19 protein-coding genes are annotated in these 22,877 nt (G+C 61.1%); 9 read left to right on the top strand and 10 right to left on the bottom strand.

The features are described from left to right. Positions 1-98: 98 nt before the first annotated feature. Positions 99-1,337, top strand: a complete 1,239-nt coding sequence (locus tag AT395_RS03810) for a mechanosensitive ion channel family protein (RefSeq protein WP_042113040.1) — start codon at positions 99-101, stop codon at positions 1,335-1,337. 104 nt (positions 1,338-1,441) lie between these two features. On the opposite strand, the gene AT395_RS03815 is transcribed toward AT395_RS03810, so the two are convergent. Together AT395_RS03815 and AT395_RS03820 are read right to left on the bottom strand one after the other, a co-directional pair. Then, entirely contained in the window at positions 1,442-2,566 is a 1,125-nt protein-coding gene (locus AT395_RS03815; RefSeq protein ID WP_042113037.1) for an alkene reductase, read from the bottom strand. A gap of 142 nt (positions 2,567-2,708) precedes the next feature. Further along, complete coding sequence (locus AT395_RS03820) at positions 2,709-3,995, bottom strand: MFS transporter (protein ID WP_042113036.1); 1,287 nt, start codon at positions 3,993-3,995, stop codon at positions 2,709-2,711. Positions 3,996-4,246: 251 nt separating this feature from the next. Between AT395_RS03820 and AT395_RS03825 the strand changes: the two genes are divergently transcribed. Further along, positions 4,247-4,966: a TetR/AcrR family transcriptional regulator gene (locus AT395_RS03825; RefSeq protein WP_048628014.1), complete on the top strand. Its 720-nt coding sequence runs from the start codon at positions 4,247-4,249 to the stop codon at positions 4,964-4,966. Positions 4,967-5,046: 80 nt separating this feature from the next. Here the strand turns inward: AT395_RS03825 and AT395_RS03830 are convergent, their stop codons facing one another. Continuing rightward, the gene (locus AT395_RS03830) at positions 5,047-6,666 is read right to left on the bottom strand and encodes a methyl-accepting chemotaxis protein (protein ID WP_048628081.1); all 1,620 of its coding nucleotides are present in this window, start codon (positions 6,664-6,666) and stop codon (positions 5,047-5,049) included. Between the two features lie 201 nt (positions 6,667-6,867). Further along, entirely contained in the window at positions 6,868-7,458 is a 591-nt protein-coding gene (locus AT395_RS03835; RefSeq protein WP_042113032.1) for a helix-turn-helix domain-containing protein, read from the bottom strand. 236 nt (positions 7,459-7,694) lie between these two features. On the opposite strand from AT395_RS03835, the gene kbl reads away from it, so the two are divergent. After that, entirely contained in the window at positions 7,695-8,912 is a 1,218-nt protein-coding gene (gene kbl, locus AT395_RS03840; RefSeq protein ID WP_042113031.1) for a glycine C-acetyltransferase, read from the top strand. Positions 8,913-8,914: 2 nt separating this feature from the next. Further along, positions 8,915-9,880 carry an NAD-dependent epimerase/dehydratase family protein gene (locus tag AT395_RS03845; protein WP_172417041.1) on the top strand — a complete coding sequence of 322 codons (966 nt, stop codon included), beginning with the start codon at positions 8,915-8,917 and terminating at the stop codon, positions 9,878-9,880. A gap of 55 nt (positions 9,881-9,935) precedes the next feature. Here the strand turns inward: AT395_RS03845 and AT395_RS25465 are convergent, their stop codons facing one another. Continuing rightward, positions 9,936-10,079: a hypothetical protein gene (locus AT395_RS25465; RefSeq protein WP_156181722.1), complete on the bottom strand. Its 144-nt coding sequence runs from the start codon at positions 10,077-10,079 to the stop codon at positions 9,936-9,938. Between the two features lie 444 nt (positions 10,080-10,523). On the opposite strand from AT395_RS25465, the gene AT395_RS03850 reads away from it, so the two are divergent. Beyond that, positions 10,524-11,420, top strand: coding sequence for a hypothetical protein (locus AT395_RS03850; RefSeq protein ID WP_058375287.1), 897 nt, complete (start codon positions 10,524-10,526; stop codon positions 11,418-11,420). 75 nt (positions 11,421-11,495) lie between these two features. Here the strand turns inward: AT395_RS03850 and AT395_RS03855 are convergent, their stop codons facing one another. Beyond that, entirely contained in the window at positions 11,496-12,815 is a 1,320-nt protein-coding gene (locus AT395_RS03855) for an ABC transporter ATP-binding protein (RefSeq protein ID WP_042113026.1), read from the bottom strand. 10 nt (positions 12,816-12,825) lie between these two features. Next, complete coding sequence (locus tag AT395_RS26445; protein ID WP_042113024.1) at positions 12,826-14,565, bottom strand: ABC transporter permease; 1,740 nt, start codon at positions 14,563-14,565, stop codon at positions 12,826-12,828. Positions 14,566-15,062: 497 nt separating this feature from the next. On the opposite strand from AT395_RS26445, the gene AT395_RS03865 reads away from it, so the two are divergent. Continuing rightward, complete coding sequence (locus AT395_RS03865) at positions 15,063-16,655, top strand: tetratricopeptide repeat protein (RefSeq protein WP_048628012.1); 1,593 nt, start codon at positions 15,063-15,065, stop codon at positions 16,653-16,655. Positions 16,656-16,699: 44 nt separating this feature from the next. On the opposite strand, the gene AT395_RS03870 is transcribed toward AT395_RS03865, so the two are convergent. Both AT395_RS03870 and AT395_RS03875 read right to left on the bottom strand, forming a co-directional pair. Further along, entirely contained in the window at positions 16,700-17,773 is a 1,074-nt protein-coding gene (locus tag AT395_RS03870) for an AI-2E family transporter (protein ID WP_048628011.1), read from the bottom strand. Next, on the bottom strand, positions 17,760-18,728 hold the full coding sequence (locus tag AT395_RS03875; RefSeq protein ID WP_042113018.1) for a LysR substrate-binding domain-containing protein: 969 nt from the start codon (positions 18,726-18,728) through the stop codon (positions 17,760-17,762). The genes AT395_RS03870 and AT395_RS03875 overlap by 14 nt, the downstream gene beginning before the upstream one ends. 185 nt (positions 18,729-18,913) lie before the next feature. Here AT395_RS03875 and AT395_RS03880 point away from each other — a divergent pair, with 185 nt between their 5' ends. The 3 genes from AT395_RS03880 (at position 18,914) to AT395_RS03890 (ending at position 21,126) form a co-directional block, all read left to right on the top strand. Further along, entirely contained in the window at positions 18,914-19,693 is a 780-nt protein-coding gene (locus AT395_RS03880) for a TerC family protein (protein WP_048628010.1), read from the top strand. Positions 19,694-19,865: 172 nt separating this feature from the next. Then, complete coding sequence (locus AT395_RS03885; RefSeq protein WP_072632767.1) at positions 19,866-20,216, top strand: TFIIB-type zinc ribbon-containing protein; 351 nt, start codon at positions 19,866-19,868, stop codon at positions 20,214-20,216. Positions 20,217-20,796: 580 nt separating this feature from the next. Next, complete coding sequence (locus tag AT395_RS03890; RefSeq protein WP_048628008.1) at positions 20,797-21,126, top strand: hypothetical protein; 330 nt, start codon at positions 20,797-20,799, stop codon at positions 21,124-21,126. A gap of 699 nt (positions 21,127-21,825) precedes the next feature. Here the strand turns inward: AT395_RS03890 and mobV are convergent. Then, positions 21,826-22,794: a MobV family relaxase gene (gene mobV / locus AT395_RS03895; protein ID WP_072632768.1), complete on the bottom strand. Its 969-nt coding sequence runs from the start codon at positions 22,792-22,794 to the stop codon at positions 21,826-21,828. Positions 22,795-22,877: the final 83 nt, after the last annotated feature.

Below are 22,877 nucleotides of genomic sequence, written 5' to 3' on the forward strand. Positions count from 1 at the left end.
CGTCCGGCAAGTTGGAGAGTGACGGCTCATTGCGGCCGTCATTTTTCATTCGTACGCCCGGTGGGCGGTTAGGGTAACCAGTAGCAAGGAGTTGCGGGATGACGTGGGAAGCGGTGATGGCGTGGTTCGATAACGCCCCTTGGGCACGAATGGCCGGTGCGTTGGCCTTGCTGGCCGGGGTAGCGCTGTTGGTGCAGGCAGTGGCGCAGTTTCTGATCGTTCGCGTGGTGCGGATGGTCGTGCAGCGCACGGCCAATCGCTGGGACGACGCGTTGCTCTCGCATCGCGTGTTTCATCGCGCGGCGCGTATCTTGCCGTATCTCGTGATTCAGTTTGGTATCGCGTGGGTGCCGGATCTGCCGCCGAAGGCTGTGATGGTCATCAGCAACGTGGCGCTTGCGACGACGCTGCTTTACGCCACGCTGGCCATCGCCGGTATTCTCGATGCCGCACAAACGGTCTACGCACTCTCCGAGCATGCGCGCACGCGCTCGATCAAAGGCTATGTGCAACTGGGCAAGATCGCGTTGTATGTGGTGGCGGCGATTGCCATCGTGGCGACCATCATCGATCGTTCGCCGTGGCTGCTGCTCTCGGGGCTTGGTGCAATGTCGGCGGTGCTGCTGCTGGTGTTCAAGGACACGATCATGTCGTTCGTCGCCAGTGTGCAACTCACGTCGAACGATATGCTGCGTGTGGGCGACTGGATCGAAATGCCGCAAGTCGGCGCCGATGGCGACGTCGTGGATATCGCGTTGCACACGGTGAAGGTGCAGAACTGGGACAAGACGATCACGACCATTCCGACGTGGCGGCTGATCTCCGAGAGCTTTCGCAACTGGCGTGGCATGCAGCAGGCCGGTGGTCGCCGTATCAAGCGTACGCTTTGCGTCGATGCCGGCAGCGTCGGGTTCCTCGACGAGACGGAAATTGCGCGCCTGTCGAAGCTGCATCTGCTTGGGCCGTACCTGAGCGACAAGCAACGCGCTCTTGCGGATGCGAATGCGGCGTTAGGGATTGCCGCGGGCGTGCCGGCGAACACGCGGCGATTGACGAACATCGGCACGTTCCGCGCGTATGCGTTGGCGTATCTGAAGGCGCATCCGAATATTCACGAAGGCATGACGTGCATGGTGCGCTCGCTCGAGCCGTCGGCGACGGGCATTCCCGTGGAGTTGTACTGCTTCACGAATACAACGGTATGGGCCGAGTACGAACGCGTGCAGGGCGATGTCTTCGATCATCTGCTCGCGATTCTGCCGGAGTTCGGTTTGCGCATGTATCAAAACCCTGCGGGCGCGGATCTGGTGCGCTGGCAGGCGCAGCGGGTGGCGTGAGCCGAACGGATGCGAAGGATAAAAAGGGCTCCCGCGGGAGCCCTTTTTGATTCGATGCAACGACCGAACGCGTCGCAGCGTTATGGCGTCGCAGTGTTATCGCATCATGCCGTCGATTCGTCGAGCGTCGGATAGTCGACGTAGCCCCGGGCGTCGCCGCCGTAAAGCGTGTCGCGATCCAGGGCGTTGAACGGGCCGCCGCGCTTGAGGCGTTCCACCAGATCCGGATTGGCGATGAACGGCTTGCCGAACGCGATCAGGTCGGCCAGATTTTCCTTGCGCGCCTTCAGCGCGAGCGCGAGGTCGTAACCGTTGTTGGCCATGAACGTGCCGTTGAAGATGCGACGCAGCTTCTGCAGATCGAAACCGTTCTCCACGTCGCGCGGACCGCCCGTCGCGCCTTCGACCACATGCAGGTACACGAGGCCGAAGCGGTTGAGTTGCTCGACAGCGTACGTGAACACCGGCTCCGGATTGCTGTCGCCGCAATCGTTCGCCGGGCTGATCGGCGAGAGACGAATGCCCACGCGCTCGGCACCCCAGACATCGACGACCGCCTGCGTGACTTCCAACGTCAGTCGCACGCGATTCTCGATGCTGCCGCCGTACTGGTCGGTGCGGTGGTTCGTCTTGTCGCGCATGAACTGGTCGAGCAGGTAGCCGTTCGCCGCATGGATTTCCACGCCGTCGAAACCGGCACGCTTCGCACACTCCGCCGCGTGGCGGTACTGCTCGATGATGCCCGGGATCTCGGACGTCTCGAGTGCGCGCGGTGTCGGATGCGGCTCGAAACCATGTTCGGTAAAGGCTTTGCCCGCCGGTTGGATCGCCGACGGCGCGACCGGCAGTGCACCGCCAGGTTGTAGCGACGTGTGGGAAATACGGCCCACGTGCCAGAGCTGGCAGAAGATCTTGCCGCCCTTGGCGTGCAGGGCGTCAGTCACTTGCTTCCATCCGGCGATCTGCGCTTCGGTGTAGATACCCGGCGTGAAGGCATAGCCCTTGCCTTGCTGCGAGATGTTGGTGGCTTCGCTGATGATGAGGCCGGCCGAGGCGCGCTGGGCGTAGTACTCCGCGACCAGCGGGCCAGGAACGTCTCCGGCACCGGCGCGGCTGCGCGTGAGCGGCGCCATGACAATGCGGTTGCTCAGTTCGAGCGGCCCAAGCGCGTAGGGAGAGAAAAGATCCGTATCCAGCGCTTCGAGTGGTGAATGTTGCGAGTCCGTCATTTCTGAAGGTCCTGTGAAAGTGGGGGGAATGCTGTGCTGCACAAAACTGGCACAGGTTACGACAATTTTTCCGACCGTGCTGGCGGCGAAAATGCACGAATGGTCTGCCCGCCGCCATTGGCGATTGGGTGGTTCTCCTGCGCTAAGCGCCAGCAGTTACGGGCCGCTTCGGCGCATGCGGCGCAATACGCAGCACCATGAACGCGCCGACAATGCACACGCCGCCCGAGAGCATCGACGCCATCGTGTAGTTGCCCAGCGTGGCTCGCAGCGAGCCGGCGACCAGTGTCGCCGTCGCGGCACCGAGCTGGTGGCCGGCAACGATCCAGCCGAACACGATCGGGGCCATGGTCTTGCCGAAGACATCGGTGGTTAGGCGCACCGTCGGCGGTACTGTCGCGATCCAGTCCAGGCCGTAGAACAGCGCGAACAGCGGAATGCCGAAGAAGTCGAAACCGAAGGCGTATGGCAGATAAATCAGCGACAGACCGCGCAAGCCGTAGTACCAGAACAGCAGCACACGGCTGTTATAACGATCCGAGAGCCAGCCCGATGCTGTCGTGCCTACGAGGTCGAGTACCCCCATCGCGGCCAGAATGCCCGCGCCTTTGACTTCGGAAATGCCGTAATCGCCGCACATCGCAATGAAGTGGGTACCGATGTAGCCGTTGGTGCTCGCGCCGCAGATAAAGAAGCTGAAGAACAGCAGCCAGAAGTCGCGCTTGCCGGCCGCCATGCGCAGCGCCGAAAGGGCGGTGGCGAGCGGGTTGCCTTGGGTGAGCGGGACATCGGGGGCGTCTTCCGGTGCGCCGACGGGACGCAGCCCGACCGAACCCGGGCGCTCCGGCACAAGAACCGCCACGAGCGGCAGCACCAGCGCAGCGACCAGCGCCACGATCAGTACCACCGGCCGCCAGCCGTAGTTCTCGGTGATCGCGGCCATGATCGGCAGGAACACCATCTGACCGGTGGCGGAACTGGCGGTAAGGATGCCCATCGCCAGACCGCGATGCGAGTGGAACCAGCGGTTCGAGACCGTGGCGGCGAGCGTGACTGCCGCCACGCCCGTGCCGCCACCGACCATCACGCCCCAGATCAGCACCATCTGCCAGGGGGCTGTCATCAAGGAAGAGAGCGCCGTACCCGAGGCGAGCAGAAGCAGCGCCACCATGACCGTCGGACGAATGCCGAAACGCTGCATTGCGGCGGCGGCGAACGGACCCGTGAGGCCATAGAGCGCGAGATTCACGGAAATCGCCAGCGAGATCGTCGCGCGGCTCCAGCCGAAGTCGTGCTCCAGCGGCACCATCATCACGCTCGGTGTCGCGCGAATGCCCGCCGAGGCGAGCAGAACCAGAAAAATCACGCCGACAACGATCCATCCATAGTGGAAGCGTCCGTCAATACGCCTTGCTAAAGCAGCCTTCATGGCGGAAATCCTTGCTGGACCGGTTTTATTTGCCGAACCGGGAACGTTTGCGAGAACTGGCCTGTCTACGTTTATCGCTCGATATGTGACAGGTCGGTAACATGAGGTTGCCATGTTATGAACCGATCGGTAACATGTCAAGTATTCCTTTGCGGCGGAAGGGCTTTGTCCCGCGCCGCGAATCACTGCATTAGGGGGAGCGCCAGACAATGGCCAAATCGACAACGACTGCACCGCCCGTAAGGCCCGAGATGCCCGACCCGGCGAACGCGGGCGTGGCGCCGGGGGGCAAGCGCGACGGGAAAGTCGCGAGCAAGGGCAAGGCGGAGGGCAACGCTACGCCTGCGCGCCGGCGCAGCGCGGGTAAGACGGGGCGGCAGGTCACGCCGGCACTCGTTGCCCAGCAATATTTGCTCAACGCGGCGGTCGAGCTGTTCCACACCGAAGGCGTGCGCGCCGTTGGGGTGGATGCAGTCGTCAAGCGCGCCGGTGTGAACAAGATGTGCCTCTATCGCCAGTACGCGTCGAAGGACGAACTGATTCTGGCGTACCTCGATCACATGCAGACGGCGAGTCTGGCGCGAATCGACGAGAGCATTGCGAAGCGCGAGGGCGAGCCGCGCGCGCAGATGCTGCAAATCTTCGTGGATCTCTCCGAGCGGGCGAGCAAGCCCGGCTATCGCGGGTGTCCGTTCGTGAATGTGGCGGCCGAATTCCCCGACCCGGAGCATGCTGCGCGCAAGTCGGTGGCGAACTACAAGGCGGAAGTGGTGCGACGCTTCACAACGCTTGCCAGGGCTGCCGGTTTGCAGAAACCGGCGCCGCTGGTCGACGCGCTATCGTTGATTCTGGAAGGGGCTTACGCCGCCAGCCAGACGTTCGGCCCCGGCTCGCCTCCGTTGCGTATCCTGCCTGTCGTGGCGCGTCAGATCATCGAGGCGGGGATGGCGGGCGAATTGGACGCAGCCTGACGTCGGGCCGCACTCCGGCCCCCGAGACGTAAGACACGCGGTAGCGCGGTGTCACATCATGGTGTCACCGCGTCGGCACTTCAGGCGGCAAGGCGCTGAAGCGCCACTGCCGCCGAACCTCGCGCAGCGGGTGTTGCGCTCGCAAGCTGGGCCTCCGACGTCATCCGAAATGCCGCGACCGCCTGGTCGAGCGCGCGCGCCTGATCTTCCATCGACGAGGCGGCGGCCGCCGCCTGTTCCACGAGTGCAGCGTTCTGCTGCGTGACTTCGTCCATTTGCGTGACAGCACGGCCGACTTGCTCGATGCCGTGGCTCTGTTCGGCAGACGCCGCCGAGATCTCGCCCATGATGTCGGTCACGCGTCGCACGGCCTGCACCACGTCGTGCATCGTCTGACCGGCTTGAGCCACGAGAATCGAGCCGTCCTGCACCCGTCCGTTCGACGATTCGATCAATTCCTTGATTTCCTTGGCCGCCGCCGCACTGCGCTGAGCGAGCGTGCGCACCTCGCCTGCAACCACCGCGAAGCCACGTCCCTGTTCGCCTGCGCGGGCGGCTTCCACGGCGGCGTTGAGCGCGAGAATGTTCGTCTGGAACGCGATCCCATCGATCACACTGATGATGTCCACCACCTTGCCCGAGCTGTGCGAGATGCCTTCCATCGTTGCCACCACCTGATCGACAACTTGCCCGCCACGCACGGCGATGGCCGACGCATTCTCCGCCAGTTGACTGGCCTGACGTGCGTTGTCGGCGTTCTGACGAACCGTGGACGTGAGCTGTTCCATCGACGACGCCGTTTCTTCGAGCGCGGCCGCCTGTTGCTCGGTGCGGGCCGACAGGTCGGTATTCCCTTCGGCAATTTCGCGCGCGGCGAGCGTAATAGCGCTCGTGCCCCCGCGAATGCGCCCGATCATCTGCTGAAGATTGGCCTGCATGCGTTGCATCGCGAACAGCAGGCTCGCGCGGTCACCCTCTCGCAAACGCACCTGCGTGAGCAGGTCGCCGTCCGCAATACGCGTGGCGATGTCGGCTGCGTACTCGGGCTCGCCGCCGAGGCTGTGCTGCACGTTACGGATGATGAGCAGCATAACGCCCGACACGGCCAACCCGATCACGGCCAGCATTGCGCCCCAGCGCACCAGCGCGCCGATGAACGCGGCATTGATGTCGTCGACGTAGACGCCGGTGGTCAGATACCAGTCCCAGGGCGAATAAGCGCCCACGCGGCTGATTTTCTCGACAGGCTTGTCCGAACCCGGTTTGGGCCACAGATAGGTGACAAACGGATTATCGGTGCGTGCAGCGGCGACGATGTCCGAGAACATGAGCTTGCCCGACGGATCGCGGAACTGGCTCATGTCCTTGCCCTCAAGCTTGGGGTTGACCGAGTTCAGCACGATTACGCGCTGCGAGTTCAAGATACCGAAATAGTTGTCGCCGTCGTAACGGATCGCGCCGATCTGCTCGCGCGCGAGTTTTTGCGCGTCGGCAATGCTGATCTCGCCGCGCTCGGCGCGTTCCGCGTAGTGCCTGACGAGGCTCAGGCCCGAGTCGACCACGTGCGTCAGCCCTGCACGACGCTCGGCAAGCATCGTGTCGCGCTGTGCCCACGCCCCCCAGACTGCCATGGCCAGCAGGCTAACCCACATCAACGCAACGGCAGACCACAATTTCGCTTTCAAACTCAACTGCTGGATCACTTCGTCTTCCCCACTGATTCCGCGCTGGTGTCACTGTCGCGGCGGCCGCGCGTGACGTGTCGCCACGTCCGTGCGGTCCGGTTGTCGATCGATTGTCAGTGCTCCTGATGAGAACACGGACCAAACGTGTGCTAACGGCAGTCTGCGAAAGGACTTGAGCGAACGGGGGAAGGGGGCGGCGGCGAGCCCGGCCGGGGCTTATCCGTGGATCACCACCAGCAGGCCGCGCGCCACGGATTTGCCGACATTGCGGATCGCATGTGCGCGATCGGCGGGATAGCGGGCGGTTTCGCCCGGTTTGGCACGTCGTGCGAAGTGCTCGACTTCGACGTCGACCTGACCGTCGAACACCGTGAAGTGTTCCCGGGTGCCCGGGTCGTGCGGCTCCGATACGAGCGCCGCGCCCGGTTGCAGCGTCAGTTCGTACCACTCGTACTTGCCGGCCAGTTCCATCGGCCCGAGGATTTTCAACTGATAGGCGTGCTCCGCCCCGGCGAGCGTGGGAATCTCATGCTTGCCGATCACCCGTACCGGCTCGGGGTCGCCAGTGGGCGCGCCGAGCAGTTGGTCGAGCCGCACACCCAGTGCATTGGCCAGCCGCCACGCCACGGCAATGGTCGGGTTGGCCTTGTCGCGCTCGATCTGCGAGAGCATCGACTTCGAGACCCCAGACGCGCGTGAGAGCGTCTCGAGCGTCATGCCGCGCTCTTTGCGCAGTTGCTGAATCATGTCGCCAACAGGTGGCGGCGCGACCGGGGACATCGCAGACGCAACGGGAGTACTTGCCATATGGATTCCGGGATATTAGAATTTTCCAATATATTGAAACTTGTTCAATATAAAGTATAGTTTCCGATAAGGTGAATGGCTGAATGGTAGCAGAGCCGACCGATCATTCACGCGTGGCTTTCGAGCCGACAGGGATTCATAAGTAGGGATATCCGGCGGCATTCACCGATGCCGCCGGATTCTTCCGGTGCCGCCGTACCACGGCGAGCGCCGACCGCACACAGGAGATGCGCTCGATGACTGCACACACCCAGGAGGCCCGCGAGGGCTTCTACCGCCAACTGACCGAACGACTGGAAGATACGCGCCGCCAGGGCCTTTTCAAGCAGGAACGCGTGCTCATGTCGCGGCAGGGGCCGGAGGTCGTGTGCGACGACGGGCAAACGCGCATTAACCTGTGCGCCAACAATTATCTGGGGCTCTCGGGGAGCGAGGCGCTCGTCAAGGCCGGCCAGAAAGCGCTGGAGGACTTCGGTTTCGGTTTGTCGTCGGTGCGTTTCATCTGCGGCACGCAAGGCCCACACAAGGATCTCGAAGCGCGCATCGCCGCGTATCTCGGGACGGAAGACGCCATCCTGTATGCAGCGGCATTCGACGCCAACGGCGGCGTGTTCGAACCGTTGTTCGACGAACAGGACGCCATCATCTCCGACGCGCTCAACCACGCCTCGATCATCGATGGCGTGCGTCTGTGCAAGGCGCAGCGACTGCGTTATGCCCACAACGACATGGATGATCTGGCGCGCCAGTTGCAGGCGGCGGCCGGCGCGCGTCATCGCATCATCGTGACAGACGGCGTGTTCTCGATGGACGGCACGATTGCCCAACTCGACCGCATTGTGGCGCTGGCCGAGCAATACGGTGCGCTCGTCATGATCGACGAATGTCATGCGACCGGCTTCATGGGGCCGACGGGGCGCGGCACGCACGAGCACCACGGCGTGCTCGGCAAAATCGACATCATTACCGGCACGCTGGGCAAGGCGCTCGGTGGCGCGATGGGCGGCTTCACGGCGGGCCGTCGCGAGGTGATCGAGACGCTGCGTCAGCGCTCGCGCCCGTACCTCTTTTCGAATAGCCTCGCGCCGGCCATCGTCGGCACGTCGCTCGCTGTGTTCGACGAGCTCGAACATTCGTCGGCGCGACGCGAGCAACTGCACGAGAACACCGCATTTTTCCGTAAGGAAGTGGCGGCGCTGGGGTTCACCATCAAGCCGGGTACGCATCCGATCGTGCCCGTCATGCTGTTCGACGCCACGCTCGCCCAGCGCTTTGCGCAGCGTCTTTACGAACTGGGGGTGATCGCCACCGGCTTCTTCTACCCGGTGGTGCCGCAGGGGCAGGCGCGTGTGCGGGTGCAACTCTCGGCGGCGCACACGCGCGAACATCTGACTCGTGCGCTGGCGGCATTCGCTCAGGCCGGTAACGAACTCGGCATTCTCAAACAAGGCTGAACATGGAACGCATCCTCATCATCGGCGCCAACGGGCAGATCGGCAGCGAACTCGTCGAAGCGCTGGCGGCGCAGTATGGCAACGAGAACGTCATCGCCACGGACATTGCGCCGGGGCCGTCGCGCCACGCGGTTCACTATGAGACGCTGGACGTGCTCGATGCGTCGCGTCTGGCCGCGCTCGTCGAGCGTTTTGGCATCACGCAGATTTTCCATCTGGCGGCGCTCCTGTCGGCGACTGGCGAGACACGCCCGCTTCAGGCCTGGACCCTCAACATGAACGGTCTGCTCAACGTGCTGGAGCTGGCGCGCGAGCGTAACGGGCTGCGGGTATTCTGGCCGTCGTCGATTGCGGCGTTCGGCCCGCACACGCCGGCCGTGGAAACGCCGCAACTCGCGATCATGGACCCGACCACGATGTACGGCATCAGCAAGCAGGCGGGTGAGCGGCTGTGCGAGTACTACTTCACGAAGTTCGGGGTGGACGTGCGAAGCCTGCGCTATCCGGGCGTGATCAGCTACAAGACGCCCCCGGGCGGCGGCACGACCGATTACGCCATCGAGATTTTTCAGGCGGCACGCCGTGGCGAGACCTACACATGCTTCCTGAAGGAAGACGCAACGCTGCCGATGATTCACATGCCCGATGCCGTGCGCGCGACGCTCGAATTGATGAACGCAGACGCCTCGCGTCTGCGCGTGCGTTCGTCGTATAACGTGGCCGGGGTGAGCTTCGACCCGGCAACGTTGGCGGCGGCGATTGCACGTCGCGTGCCGGGCTTCACGGTGAAGTACGCGCCGGACTTCCGCCAGGCGATTGCCGAGACGTGGCCGCACACGCTGGACGACACCCACGCGCGCTATGACTGGGGCTGGCAGCCGGCCTTCGGTCTGGACGCCATGGTCGACGACATGCTCGCCAACGTACCGTTGGACTGGCACGCGCCGGCCCTGGGACATGCGGCTTGAAGCTGCCTGAGCGCGGAGTGGCGGTTCGGCGGGACAGCGGGTCCTGCCGTCCTGCTTACTTCGGGTGATGCACCGCGTAGTAGGCGAGTGCGGCGAGCACTGCACAGGTTACGGCGAGGGCGCGACGACGCCAGCGGTAGGCAGGCGTGAAGGAGATGGCCTTGCCGCGGCTGGCTTCTTTGGAATGGTAGTAGCTCATGTTGCGCCTTCTGGGGTCTGATACACGGTCTTCGCCGCGGAAAGAACCTGCCCGGGTGTCCGTCGAAGCGCCCCCTAGCGCGGGACAGGCAGGTTTTGAATCGATTATGCGACTGCACAAAAACGACTGCTAATCAGTATCTTTACCAATAGGTGTGGCCTTTTTGACACGGTCCACACCGACGCATCACGTGTTTCGACGACTTGCTCGAAGAGGGTCGCTCCCCCTGTCTTTCCGTCTGCGCAAATCCTCGCTGCCCGTTCCCTGAGCCTCCCCGGGCAGGTATCTCGATCGATGAGATTCTTGTGCCGCGAAGGAAGTGCAGAATTCACATTTCCCCGCTTGCGCGCCGCGTCACGCACTGAAACAATGCCGGAAAACGGTGGCCACGCCGAGGGTCACTTCCGAGCCGTCGTTGAGATCACGCCTGGGGAGGGTCGTGCCATGACGCCGAACACGCGCCGCACCATCGCTTGCGGCCGATGCGCAACTGCCGTTGCGCGCACCGCATTCGCATCCGCATCTGTTTTCATTGCCGCCGGATTCGGTGCGGCTAATGTCCATGCGCAAGAAGCCATGCTGCGCGCCAACAATCAGGTCTGGATCGATGCCGGTGCGCAGCAATTGCACTACTGGGAGAACATCGGGCCCGGCAAGAGCGATTCCGAACGCGGTACCACGGCAGCCTTCGCACTGGGGGCATCGACCCAGCGGCAGTTGTTCGGTGTGTCCAATCTCTACTTCAGCGGGTCGGTGCGCGTGGCGCACGGCAACGTCAACTACGGTGGCTATCTGCAAGACCTTGCGGGCCGCGTCGTCCAGCCGGACTACCAGATGACGACCCGCTCGACGGCAACGGATGTCACGCTCAAGGCCGGTAAAGCGTTTCCGTTCCGGCTCGGCAGCTGGAATGCGCAGGTAGTCCCCTACCTGAGCTATAGCTATCACGACTGGATTCGCGACAGCAGCCGCGATCCGTACGGTTTCTACGAGCGCTATCGCCACCACGTCATTGGCGGCGGCCTCATGGGACAACTCGAATTGACGCAGAAACTGGTCGCCACGGCCGATGTTCGTGCGGGCGCCATGGTGGGGTCGTCGATGACGCTGGCCGGCTCGCAGAATACCTTCAGCCTGGGTAACAAGCCGGTTGTCGTGGCGGGGTTCGGACTGGACTATGCGGTCGCGCGCAACTTCCACGTGAACGCAACCTACGAGTGGTCGCGTTTCCAGTACGGCCGCTCGAGCGTGACACAGGTGCAGCCGGGAGTGAACGCCTATGAACCCGATTCGAAGACGATCAACCAGACGTGGATGATCGGCGCAGGTTACGCGTTCTGACAAACGACAACGCCGCGCGGTCGGACGACGCGCGCGGCGTTGTTTTCCCGGCAGTGCTACCCCGGTGGCGTGCGATCAGGTCGCGCCTTCCACGTCCTCCAGGCTGAACGTCTCGGTGTGGTCGTTGTACGAGAAGATCTCGGCGTAACGGCCCCAGTTGATCGCGGTGTCGAGCGTTTCCTGCGCGAGGTCGTCCGACATCGAGTCTTCCAGTTCCTGCTCGAAACGAACGCGCGGCGCACGCTGCCCGCGACGCTCCTGCAACACCGAGCGGATCTTCGCGGCGAGCGGCACGTGACGCAGCAGGTGCTCAGCGAACAGCACTTTGCGCTCTTGCGTACTGACATCCACGAAACGCTTGCCGGCGGCGGTGAGGAGAATATCGCCCTCCTTGAGTTCCGCGAAACCCAACTGGTCGAGAATTTCCGCGACCGGGAAGAGGTCGTCGACCTCGAGCAGCAGGGTTTGGGCAATTTCCGGCAAGTCGGCGCGGCCGTTGTACGGCGGCCCGGCGAGCGCTTCGAGCAGACCGGCCATCAGGTTGGTCGACACTTCATGCAGCGGGCTCGACAACTCCAGCGGCATCTTCTGCGTGGTGTGCGCGTTGCGACGCGAGGTCATCAGCGCATAGATGTCGTCGACCATCTTGCGGAAGGCCGGATCGAGGCGGTTGCGGCGGTGCGGGAAGGGCACCTTGATTTCGGCGACCACGCGGCCCGGATTCGACGACAGCACCAGAATCCGGTCGCACATGAACACGGCCTCTTCAATGTTGTGCGTGACGATCAGGATCGACTTGATCGGCAACTGACGCTGGCTCCACAGGTCGAGCAGGTCGGTACGCAGTGTCTCGGCGGTGAGCACGTCGAGCGCGGAGAAGGGCTCGTCCATGAGCAACAGCGTGGGGTTGACCACGAGGGCGCGGGCGAAGCCCACACGCTGACGCATACCGCCCGAGAGTTCGCGCGGATACGCGTTTTCGAAGCCGTCCAGACCGATCAGATCGATGGCGGCAAGCGCACGGCGGCGGCGCTCCTTCGGCTCGACGCCAAGGGCCTCCAGACCGGCTTCCACGTTTTGCAGCACCGTCAGCCACGGGAACAGCGCGAAGGTCTGGAACACCATCGCCACGCCCTCGGGCGGGCCTTCGAGGGGTTGCCCGAGATAGCGGATGTCGCCCGAGCTGGGCTGAATCAGGCCGGCGATGATGCGCAGCAGCGTCGACTTGCCCGAGCCCGAACGGCCGAGCATGCCGACGATTTCGCCTTCGTGCAGTTGCAGATTCACGCCGTCGAGCACCTGGCGCTCGTCGCCGCCCTTGCGGAAGCCGCGGCTGACGTTGGCGAGCGAGAAGATCTCTTTTCCGGCAATCGGTTGGTGGGTATCGTTCGGCATCACGGTCCCTTCAATTCAGGCGAAGCTTGTTTTCAGCGATGGCGTACATGGGGCGCCACAGCAAACGGTTGAACAATACGACGAACAGCGCCATCACGGCGATGCCCAGCAAAATGCGCGGATAGTCGCCGGCGGCCGTGGTTTCGGCAATGTACGCGCCCAGGCCATGGGCGGCGAGCTTGTCGTCGCCCCATTGCACATATTCCGAGACGATAGAGGCATTCCACGCGCCGCCCGACGCCGTGATCGCCCCCGTCACGTAGTAGGGGAAGATGCCCGGCAACATGACCTGACGCCACCATTGCCAGCCGCGAATGCGGAAGTTGGTGGCGGCTTCCTTGAAATCGTTCGGGAAGGTTGTCGCCCCGGCAATGACATTGAACAGGATGTACCACTGCGTGCCCAGCACGATCAGCGGCGAGAGCCAGATGTCCGGGTTGGCGTGGAAATGGACGATGGCCACCACGAAGATCGGGAACAGCAGGTTGGCCGGGAAGGCGGCGAGGAACTGCGCCAGCGGCTGAATGCGTTCGGCGAGCTTGGGGCGCAGCCCGATCAGAACGCCCAGCGGCACCCAAATCACCGACGCAATGGCGATGAGCACCATCACGCGCACCAGCGTAATGAGGCCGAGACCGAACACGCGCAGAATTTCGGCGTAGCCCACCTCGGCCAGCACGAAGGCGCAGATCTTCCACGCGGCGGTCAGCCCCAGCACCACCAGTAGCACGGCCCACAGCCAGTCGATCACGCGAGAGAGCGGGGTTCTCGATTCGGAATGGATCGCGGCGGGCAACGAGATCGGCATGCGCATGCGTGCGATCGTGCGCAGCAACTTGCCGAACGGACGCAGCAGGAACTGAATCGCCCGGGTGCGTTGAATGACATTGAGCACCCACGACTCGGGAGCGGCCTGCGAGACCGTGTCTTCCAGACGGAATTTGTCGGACCACGCGACCATCGGCCGGAACAGGAACTGGTCGTAAATGACGATGACGACGACCATGGCCAGAATCACCCAGCCCACCGCTTGCAGATCGCGCTGCAGGATGGCCGTGGCGAGATACGCCCCAATGCCCGGCAGCGTGATGGTCTTGTCGCCGACGGTAATTGCCTCGGACGCCACCACGAAAAACCAGCCGCCCGACATGCTCATCATCATGTTCCAGATGAGGCCCGGCATGGAGTAGGGCACGTCTAGCTTCCAGAAGCGCTGCCATGGCGAGAGGCGCAAATTCACGGCCACCTCCGCCAGATCACGCGGCTGGGTGCGCATCGACTGATAGAACGAGAACGTCATGTTCCACGCCTGGCTCGTGAAGATCGCGAAGATGGCGGCGCATTCGGCGCCGAGCACGCGTCCCGGGAACAAGGCGAGGAAGAAGGTGACGGTAAACGAGATGTAGCCCAGCACCGGCACCGACTGAAGAATGTCGAGCATCGGCACGAGCAACTTCTCTGCGCGGCGGCTTTTCGCGGCGAGTGTGCCGTAGATCAGTGTGAAGAGCAGTGACGCGACCATTGCCGCGAGCATGCGCAGGGTGGTGCGCAGCGCATATTCGGGCAGATTGGCCGGGTCGAGCGAGATAACCTCGGTCTGCAAGTCGGCAAGCGGGGCCCAAGTCTGGCGAATGCCCGACGAACTGACCATCAGAAAACCGATGATGAGCGGGAAGGCAATGAAATCCCAGCGATTGGGCAGCAGGCGTCGCGCAGTGGCGGGGATGAACGGACGGGCTACGCGCGTCATCAAGACCTCGTGTGGATGAGGGTTCGGACGGATAACAAGACTGATACGTCGGTATGCGGCACGGCAGCGACGGTTGCACGTGTGCAGGGACGGCAGCGGATGCTACCAGATTGACCCGCAAAAAGATGTTAAAGCGCGGCGCTTACGCTGGCAAATCCGGACGCCGATGACTGACTGTGGTTTTTATGCTGCATTGCGGGAAAAGCTTGTTTTGATAGGCGATACGTGAGCGGGCCGCCATGTCGATTGGCCATGCGGTGGCGGCGTGTGCCGGGCGATTCGGCGGCGGCACGGGGATGAAAACGACACGTTGAAGATGTGAACTTTATTCGTGTTGCGCAGACCAATCCGCGCGGCTTGCTTCGTGCCGTGCGGTCGTGTAGTGTGCACCGCTTGATCGGGCCATGGCGCCTGTCGCCGGGCCAGCAGCGTGCCCTGCGCTCGTGTTGCTTGCCGGCCCGTCCCCTCACATTCCCAGACAAGCAAGGATGCGCCGCATGACGACGCCATTAGACGCGCGTTGCGAGCGTGCACGACAATTGAGTGCCGCCGGCCGGCTCGACGAGGCGATCGCCGAGTTGCGCGTAGTACTGAAACAATCCCCCGAATTTCTCCCCGCGCTCGAAGGACTTGCCTACGTCTCGCTACGTACGGGCGCCTTCGAATCGGCGGCCGACGCGTTCGACCGGCTGATCGCGCTGGTGCCGCAACCCGGCGCACAGGCCACCTTCGATGCGGCGATGGCCAGCCTTCAGGCCGGTCGTCAGATGCGTGCCGAGGCGCTGTTCGAGGCGACGGTGCAGCAGTCGCCGGACGTCATCGGCACGATGCACACCATTGGCATGACCTGGGCGCAGGCGGGCGACAGTGCCCGCGCGCTGGTGTGGTTCGAGCGCACCGCCGCCAAGGCGCCGGCGCTGTGGCAGGCCCATTTCAACCGTGGGCGAGCCCTCGGCGCGCTGGGTCGCTACGACGAAGAGATCGACGCTTACCGTCTCGCCAACGCCATCGCACCTCAGCAACCCGATCCGCTGGTGAACCTGGGCGTGGCGCTGCGCGAGCGCCATGCATTTGCCGATGCGTTGCAGTGCTTTCGCGAGGCCGTGAAACTCTCGCCCGAGCACGCCGGGGCGCGCACCAATCGCGCGCAGACCAATCTGCTGATGGGCGACTTCGAGCACGGCTGGCACGACTACGAATGGCGCTGGCACGACGGTGGCCAGCAGCGCCGCTTCAGCGAACGGCTCTGGGACGGCCGTGCGCCGCTCGCAGGCAAGACGGTGTTCGTCTATAGCGAACAGGGTTTCGGCGATACGTTGCAGTTTGTGCGATTCGTACCGCGTCTCGTCCAGATGGGCGCCAACGTCGTGTTGTCGGTGCAGGCGCCGCTCGTCACGTTGCTGGGCGGCTTCGCGCGCGGCGTGACGGTGCTTGGCGAGCACATGCCGGTGCCGTCGTTCGACTGGCAACTGCCGCTGCTCAGCCTGCCGCATCTGCTGAAGGTGGGTGGCAACGTGGCCGTGCCTATGCCTTATGTGCGCTCAAGCGCCGGACGGGAGATGATCTGGCGATCGATGCTCGGCGCCAAGCCTGAGGGCGCGTTGCGCGTCGGGTTCGTATGGCGCCCGCGTCCGTTCCCGCCGAACCGTGACGTGGCGCTTGAGCATTGGGCGCCGGTCTTCGGCACGAATGCGCAGTTCTACTCGTTGCAGGTCGACGTGACCGACGAAGAGCGCGCGGCGCTCGCCCGCTATCCCAATGTGCATGATATCGGCGCGAAGCTGAGCGACTTCGCGGAGACGGCAGCCGTCATTGCACAGATGGATCTGGTGATTTCGGCCGATACGGCCGCCCTGCATGTCGCCGGCGCGTTGGGCAAGCCCGTTTGGGGGCTGGTCAACTTCACCCCCGACTGGCGCTGGCAGTTGGCGCGCCGGGACAGCGACTGGTATCCGTCGCTCACGCTCTTCCGTCAGCCGCAGCGTGGCGATTGGGATACCGTGATGGCGCAGGTCAGCGCCGATCTCGCCGCCGCCGTGCAGACCGAGTCTGCGGCAGCGGCGGGGCAGCAAGCGCAAGGGGTAGTGTAGTCATCGGGGTTGCAGGCGGCGGTATCACGCTGCCTGCACCTGCTTCACCCGGCGTCTGTTTGCGTGTCGTCATCGTCACGCAAGCGCGTGTAGATGTTCCAGCTTGCGATGAACAGCGCAGCGATCAACGGTCCGATCACGAAGCCGGTCAGACCGAAGAGCGACATGCCGCCGAGGGTGGAAATCAGCACGACCCAGTCGGGCAGCTTCGTATCCTTGCCGACCAGAATCGGCCGCAGCACGTTGTCCACCAGACTCACGATGGTGCCGCAGAACGCAAACAGCACCACGCCCTTCCAGATTGCCCCCGAGAGCAGCAGCCACACCCCCACGGGCACCCACACGACCGCCGCGCCCACTGCCGGCAGTAGCGAGAGGAATGCCATCACCACGGCGGCGAGCACGTAGCCCTGAATGCCGAGTACCGCGAAGATGAAGCCGCCGAGCGCACCCTGCACCACCGCGACCGCGATGTTGCCCTTCACGGTTGCGCGCACGACCGTGGTGAACTGCCGGATCAACAGGTTCTTGTGACGCTCATCGAGGGGCAGGGCACGGCGCACCATCGCACCGAGTGCGGTGCCGTCGCGCAGCAGGAAGAACAGCAGGTAGAGCATTACGCCGAAGCTCACGAGCAATTGCGCCGTGTTCTGGCCGATGCTCACGAGGTACACCGCGACGAAGCGGCCGATCTGCGCCGCGCCGTCGCCGAGTTTCTGCTGGATTGCATTGACGTCTTGCACACCCGCGAGATCCATCACCCGGTGCACGCTCGCGGGCAGCCGGTCGAGCAATTGCTGGAAGGCGATCGTGAGTTGCGGCAGGTCGGTGCGAAAGCGAATGAGCGCTGTGCTGATTTCCTGCGTCAACATGCCGACGACGAGCGTGAGCGGCAGGATCACGATCAGCAGAATCAAGGCAAGCGTGGTGAGCGCGGCCAGATTCGGGCGGCCGCGCAGACGCGTCAGGATGCGGCGCTGCACCGGCTGAAACAGCACGGCGAGAATTGTCCCCCAGAAGACCGCGCCGAACAGCGGAAACAGAATCCAGCCGAACACGATCGTCACGACGAACAGCATGAGGTGGAAGAACTTGCGCTGGTCGCTACGACTCGACATGAGGTTTCCTCGCAGATGGCGGCGGCACGGACGGCTCGCCAGTGGTTCTTATATCAGAATCGGCCGTCGCGCCGATTTCACGGAGCTCACGGAGAATTTGCGCCACGAGCGGGTGACCTTCGCCGCGCCGCGAACGAATCGCGTGAATGTCCTCGTGAACGTCGTCGGGGCGGCCCAGCCAGCGCAAGCCGCGCAACAGCGATACGTCGCCCGCGCCGGCTTCGCTCAGCGGAAACACGCCCATACCGCGTGTGGCAAACACCGCCATGAGCGCACTGTCTTCAAATTCGCCGACGATATTCGGGCGAATGCCCTGCGTCTCGAACCATTGATCAAGCCGCGCGCGCAACGCCGAGTGACCCGTTGGCAGCAGTACGGGCAGGTCGGTCAGGCATTGCGGAAACGTGTCGCGCGACGGGTTGCGCACGAGCGACGCCGGACCGTACCAGTCGACCGGCGATTCGACCAGACGCTCGCTCGCCAGCCGCAAGGTCGGGTTGTAAGGCGCGGGCTGGCTCGCCAGCACCAGATCGAGCTTATGCAGTGCGAGTTCGGCAAGCAACTGCTCATGCTCGCCTTCGTGGCAGATGAGCCGGAGCGACGGGGTGTCAAGCACGGGGGCGAGGATCGCGTGCGCGGCCAGCTTGGAGATGCCGTCTGCCAGCCCGACCGCCAGCCGCGCGACCCGGCCGCTGGCGGCCTCGCGGACTTCGTCGGGGATCGACTGACCGAGGCGAAAGATCTCCTCGGCGCGCCGGAAGGCGGCCTGCCCGGGCTCGGTCATCGCTACGCCACGTCCGGCCGGCTTGAGCAACTGGTGGCCCAGCGATTTTTCGAGCTCGCGCACCTGCGCGCTGATCGTCTGCACGGCCATGTCGAGGCGCTCTGCCGCACGGGCGAAACCGCCTTCCTTGACGACGACCCAAAAATAGTAAAGATGGCGGTAGTTCAACATAATGAATTGACTTCGGAAAAACCGAACTGTTTTGAAGTATATAGCTGGTTTTTGCGAAGCAGTAGTTCGGAGATGATGCTGTCCTGAACCCGCACCTCACATTGTGTGCGGGATAACGAAGACGCACGGCCGCTGCCTGTGAGCGGCGAATGCGGCGATAACCCTACGGAATCTCTGGCGCACAAATGGACTATCTCTTTGCTTTGGCGGCCGACCCGGCGGTATGGGCGGCGCTTGTCACGCTGGTGGTCATGGAAGTCGTGCTTGGCATCGACAACCTGATCTTCATCTCGATACTGACCAACAAACTGCCGTTGTCGATGCGTGCGCGCGCGCAGCGCATGGGCATCGGTCTGGCGCTGGTCATGCGTCTGGCGTTGCTCGGCACGGTGGCGTGGATTGCCAAGCTGACGACCCCGCTCTTCGAGATGTTCGGGCACGGTTTCTCGTGGCGCGACCTGATCCTGATTGCCGGTGGCCTCTTCCTCGTGTGGAAGGCGACTAAGGAGATGCATCACCATGTGGCGTCGGCAACGGACGACGTACAGCATGGCGACGGCGCATCGACGGCGGGCGCGTTGGGGACGATCACTGCACGTGCCGCGGTGGTTCAGATTCTGATGCTGGACCTCGTATTCTCGATCGATAGCATCGTGACGGCTGTGGGCATGACCGAGCACATCCCGATCATGTTCATCGCGGTGATTGCGGCTGTGACGGCGATGTTGTTCATGGCGGGGCCGCTCTCGCGATTCATCGCGGCGAACCCGACGGTCGTAATGCTCGCGCTGGGCTTCCTGCTTGTGATCGGTATGACACTGATCGCGGAAGGTTTCGGGTCACATATCCCGAAGGGCTACATCTACGCGGCGATGGCATTCTCGGCGTTCGTGGAGGGAATGAACATGATGACGCGCCGTGCGTCGGCACGCCGCAAAGCAGAGAAGGCGCGCGTGCTGGACTGAGCGGTGCGGTGATGGCAGGGTGAATGAGGCGGCGCCGGTAACCATCGGCGCCGCTTTTTTTTGTCCCGAAGGTTCGGTTTTTTCGAACTTTGATGAATGAAAAAGCAGGTTTTTCGGTGGTGTGGGGCCCGATACATTGAGGACGTTGCCTTTCAAGTGACGGAGCGAAACGATGAAATGTCCTGTATGCGGTACCCCGGATTTACTGATGACGGAGCGTCAGGGAGTGGAGATTGATTACTGCCCGAGTTGTCGTGGCGTGTGGCTCGATCGTGGCGAGCTGGACAAGTTGATCGAGCGCACGGACGACGTGGCTGGCCGACCGGTGCCATCGGTCCATGGGAGCGATGGCAGGGGCGCGCATCAGCACGCTCGTCATCGTGATTATCGGGCAGACGCTCCGGATAAGTACCGGGAGGATCACCCGCATCGCAATACCCATCATGGCTACGATGATCGCCGTCGCCATTACGATCAGCCGCGCAAGAAGAAGTCGTTGTTCGAGATGTTCGACTTCGATTGAAAGTGATCGGATTGCTGAACGAAAAAAACGGCTTCCATTGCGGGAAGCCGTTCTTAAATTTGGTGGCGAATCAGGGAGATTCCGGGCTTTTTGTAAATCCCCTGATAAATCAACAACTTGCCATTCTGGCGGGTGGGGTTGCGAATGAAAAAGTGACACCCCAAGTGTCACACGTTCGCCCCCAATCGGCAAGTAGCGATCTGGCACTTGCGATTGGAGTCGTGTAACAATGAGTAAGGCAACGAGCCTGCCCGAATACATTTCTCGGAAATCGGGGTTTCTAAGGAGAGTTTATGGGTAAGTGTAAATATTGTGGGTCAACGACAACGGCAGGTGGTGGTTGCTCGAAGAGTCCAACGAAAACTCATGTAGTTTATGAACCGCTGAAATGTATTTATTGCGGTTCCAAGACAACGGCGGGTGGTGGGTGTAGCAAGAGCCCCTCAAAAGGGCATGTTGTCGACGCGGGGCCGAAGAAGTGCATTTACTGCGGGTCAACGACATCAGCAGGTGGCGGTTGTAGTAAGAGCCCCACAAAAGGGCATGTTCTGGGTGGTGGGATAATGTAAGCGGGGTATTTATGGAAATCTCAAAAGAAGATAAAAAGAGAATTAAGGCGCTTGCCTCCGAGGGTAAGACCATTTCTGATATTTGGGGACAATTCAAAAAAACTTACCCTGACGCGGAGTACGTAGATATTTATTGGATTGTTTATGGTTCAGGTGGTCAAAGTGCTTTGGGTGTTAAAAGAACAATCACAAACAGAATCAACGAACTTGTTACCCTGAAGGACAAAAATAGATTCAATGAGGTGGTGGACGAATTGCAGGAGCTCGTCAATCACCTCTACAAAGAGCATAAGAAAAACAGAGACAAGTTGGCAAAAATTCGGGAAGCTCTTGGAGAGTGAGATAATCAAAAAGCCAGTCGTGTGACTGGCTTTTTGTTTTGATTTCCAAGATTTGACTATTTCTAAAAATTTCTTAAATTGGAAATAACACCTTGCCGAGTGTATGAGGTCAATATAATCATCCGATTTAAAAAGTCAAGATTAAATTGCTCCATACTGGAAGGTGTGGGGCAATTTTTTTATCTGTCGACTACCGTTCACTGTTCGGGAAGTTGCCCAGCAACGCAGAAGGCTCGTCAAAATAAAAACTGACTGCGTATCTCCAACCAAAATTCCATAGGAGATAGACGATTGCGAACCATTGGAATTTATTCCAAGAGGGGTGCTAGAAGAGACGTTAGCAGAGCACAAACGAGAGGCGTAATCTCAGACCGTGCTAACGGGGACATTTAAGGTCCTGAACTGAGAAAGCGGAGCGCTTAAATCGACTCCCTCCGGGTATGTAGCAAAGTACTAAGCTCGGCATTGCCACCCACCACAGATTTAATTTTCTGGGGCAAGGGTGAGGCTTTGCCGGGCTTAGTAGTCTGAAAGACTAATAACCCGGTAAAGACTCAAAGACACATCAGTCTTTCGAAGAAAGACTATATAAAATACAGTACAAATTCAGCACAGAATACGATATAGAAAACCATCCATAGAGATCTGTACCCGCAGGGAAATAAAAGAATAGATAGAAATAAAACGGACGGCGAGCGATTAAATCGCGTTTTTTCGAGGTTTTTTGTATAGAATGCTGTCCTGCTCAGGGCCTGCCCTGTTTGGTTCAATTTCAGGAGTGGATTTATCCAAATTGGACCTAAACTCACCGAGGACCTTGGAAATTTCCTGCACTTCGTTTGGTGTTGGGTTGGGTGAACCTGTTAAAGCCTCCAACTGCATAGCCTGATAATCCAACTGGTCCAATAATTTGGCATTCTGCTTTGTGGTTTTATCCACCTCCAAAAATTCCTTGAGCCCAATAACTTTTTTTGCTTTGGCTGAAACCCTCGCAAAAATCGGCTTTAAAGTCGCCTGCAACTTAGCAGGATTGAGCCTGCCCCATAGCTTTACCTTTCCAACTTCCTCATAGAGTTCCCATAGGCTTTTGTGATACTCGGCATAAGCGGTTTTTGCTTTCTCCGCTTTGGCATAAAATTCCTTGATTGTGGTGTGGTGGGCTCGCTTGGTGGGATCTCCACGCTCAAAACCCAATGCCTCCACAGCCTTGTGGTACTTATCCTGATAGGCCGTCATTTTGGCTTTGCCGTCAAACCAGTACCCAGCACCTAACTTCTTGGTTTTTGGGTTCACAGGCTTAAAAATCACGTGAATATGAGGGGTTGTTTCGTCTTTGTGTAGCACCGCCAAGGCTATGTTGTTAGCACCCCATTCTTTGCGGGCAAAATCCATTGTAGATTTAACCCACTCATCTAATTGCCTTTTGTCTTTGAATTCAGAGGCCCCAAAAAAGACATCCACAAAACGGCAGGCATTCTTTTTTGTGCCCTTTGGCACCTCACAGAGGAAGCCCATAATGTCATCTTTTTTCTCTAAAGTGACATTTTTTGACGTCTTGGAGGGGTTCGAATTGGCGACATGAACCAATCGCAAATGGTGATTTATCAGGTAGGAGGCTGATCCAACGTTTGTGTACTTTTTTATTCTTGTTATCGCGTAATTTGCCATTGTTTTTCTTCTGCTACCTATTAAGCATAGCGTGAAAAAATGGCTTGGCAAATTATAGCGATTTGAGGTGTTTATCAACGTCA

This window comes from Pandoraea apista, from assembly GCF_001465595.2.
Taxonomy (GTDB): domain Bacteria; phylum Pseudomonadota; class Gammaproteobacteria; order Burkholderiales; family Burkholderiaceae; genus Pandoraea; species Pandoraea apista.